The sequence below is a fragment of the Candidatus Poribacteria bacterium genome (assembly GCA_009839745.1).
Taxonomy (GTDB): domain Bacteria; phylum Poribacteria; class WGA-4E; order WGA-4E; family WGA-3G; genus WGA-3G.
In genome coordinates this window covers 1-2,749 of the sequence record VXPE01000127.1, presented here as the reverse complement: position 1 = coordinate 2,749, position 2,749 = coordinate 1, and the positions used below count along the sequence as shown (strand labels likewise).

General features: G+C 47.0%; 1 protein-coding gene. It reads left to right on the top strand.

Annotated features, from left to right (window positions below):
• Positions 1-1,083 precede the first annotated feature (1,083 nt).
• Positions 1,084-2,749: hypothetical protein (locus F4X88_20115; GenBank protein ID MYA58588.1), on the top strand; the 1,666-nt coding region annotated here is incomplete at its 3' end.

Sequence of the window (2,749 nt, the reverse complement as noted above, 5' to 3'; positions counted from 1 at the left end):
TTGATTCAGAAGAAACAATCTTCTATATCGACCTCCGAGATTACGAATGGGAGATTGGAATCAATCGGTGGACACTAATTGAGGCGGAATACCCTTACAGGATTGAGTTCAACGCGCCAACACAGACAGCACTCCGTGAAAAATTAGTGAACCTACGAGGAGAACTGGATTGTGAGGTGCCGTTCGTTCACGTGGACTGGTTCCTTGCGACAGCGTCTTTGCCACCGCTCTACCATGACATTCTTGGTCTCCCTGAAACCGATCGAGAGTTGGAAACACGGCTTGAGGTGAACGTTGTCGAGAATCTTCGGAACGCAGCGGGAAGGCGCGTCTGGCGTGCCGGTTTCAACGATTCCGGCGTATCCAATCATAACCGCGTTGTGGAACGGCATGAATCGCGATATGGTGCGTATTGGAAAAGTTACGACTTTGCGGGGAGTGTTGGCACACAGCATATTTTTACGCATCCACTCTCCTTCACACACGATGGCGGCGAGATTATCTTCAATCTGCCGAACGGCTTGCAGGCGTATTATTTGGCAGATGCCGGAGGCAACCGCCTTAATGAAGCACCAATAAGCATCGTTCGGAACCCTGCTGCGAGCGATCCAACCGTCCGTAATGGACTCTCCTGTATCGGTTGCCATACGGAGGGAATCAAGACCTTTGAAGATGAGGTGCGGGGTGTTGTTGAACAGAACGCCAATCCCCCCTTTAACAAAGATCGTGCCTTGCGACTCTACGTTGAGAAAGCCGAGATGGATGCGTTTGTGGCGGAGGATACCGAGCGTTATCGGGGGGCACTTGAGGAAACAGGCGGTGTGTTTGGTGGTATTGAGCCGATTCAGCGATTCCATGAAGCGTTCCAAAGACCTCTTGAGGCAGCACACGCTGCAGCCGCTGTCGGATTAGAAACCGAGGCGTTTCTTCAAAAGATTCAGCAGAATGTGAGTCTACAAAACTTAGGGTTACTGGTGTTAGAGAATCGCACCATGAAACGGGATACGTGGACAGAACAATTTAGTGAAGTTGTGTTTGCGCTGGATTTTTCCGAGTCGAAAAACCCGAACAGTTGATCCGCAAGTGGAAATCATCCCTGGAGAATCTGTTTACATTCCGGATCCGAACCTCCGCGCCGCAATTGCAGAATCCCTGGATAAAAAGGCAGGTGCCCAGATTACAGCAGAAGAAATGGCAACGCTGAGAGACTTCGTAGCGGAGAGTAGCGGCATTCGCGATTTAACAGGACTTGAGTTCGCTACAAATCTTCATTCACTGAACATCGCGAATAACCTTATATCCGACCTGTCACCCCTCTCAGGGCTCACACACCTGGCTTCCCTGTTTCTCTATGAAAATAAAGTATTCGACCTATCACCATTGACAGAATTACACAACTTAGCGTCGCTAGATTTTGCCCATAACCGAGCATCTGACCTATCGCCATTAGTAGGATTAAAAAATCTGTCGGGTATACATGCGACTGGTAACAACATATCCGACCTTTCACCTCTATCAGGAGTCCCGAACCTAAAAAGTTTTGGATCCTGGGACAACCCGCTATCCGACCTATCTCCACTGATAGAACTCGAAAGTATTGATATTTGCGGGGGCACCCCAGATATTTCGACACTCATCGGGGCAAAAAATTTGAAGGAACTCTATTTTCGTTCCTGCAATATTTCAGACATCTCACTATTGGCAGAATTTACAGGTTTGGAGCGTCTCAGTCTTGAAGACAACAAAGTTTCGGATATATCACCTCTAAGAGAATTAACGAAACTGAAGTGGCTAAACCTTGAAAAGAACAATATATCGGATGTATCTGCCTTAGGAGGTTTAGCTAATTTAGAATGGCTAAACCTTGAGGAAAACGCAATATCTGACTTTTTGCCTTTGGAGGGGTTGCAGCAGAACACAGCTATCCGTCTATTACATAATCCGGGTTCTCCGAAGCATGGCCCGAAAATAGTGGGGCCCTGGTTATGGATGATTACTCCCATAGGAGATAAGTCTGCTAAAGATGCTGCTGCTTCTGGAGTGGATTTCCTTGCAGAAATCAGTGAAGGTGATGTAACAGAACTGAAGGTTGCTACGAACGGTGCAGTTGAAGGCAATCCGGTTGGGGACAGCGTCTGGGTATCCCACAAAATCTCCGCAAGCGGTATTGACAACATAAATGATATGGTGAATGTTGCCGGATTGGGAATCGGTGATATAAACCGCCATGTTGCCTATGGAGTGGTGCACCTCTTTTCACCGAAAAAACAAAACATAAACATGTTTGTTGGCAGTAGTGATGCTGTCAAGGTTTGGCTCAATGGAAAATTGGTTCATAACAATCCGGTGCATCGTGGGTCTGAGGATTACCAAGATATGTTCCCTGTTATCCTGGAAATAGGGATAAACGTCTTGTTAGTTGCCGTTTATGAGGACTTTTGGGAGTGGGGCGGCTTTTTTGGGTTTGAACAAGGGGCAGCATACACTGTCACGGCATCAAACTCCGGAATCGGGTATAATTTTTCCGAAACAGCAATTCATGTCAGGGATACGTTCACCCTCGATCTCAGGGCAAGAAATATCATTGATTTAGCGGGATGGCAATTTGATATTGCGTTCGATCCTTCTGTGCTTGAAGCGATTGCAGTCAATGAGGGCGATTTCCTGAAAACAGAAGGCGAATCCACCTTCTTTCAAAAAGGAAAAATAGATAACCGATCTGGGAAGATTACAGGACTCAGTTCCGCAC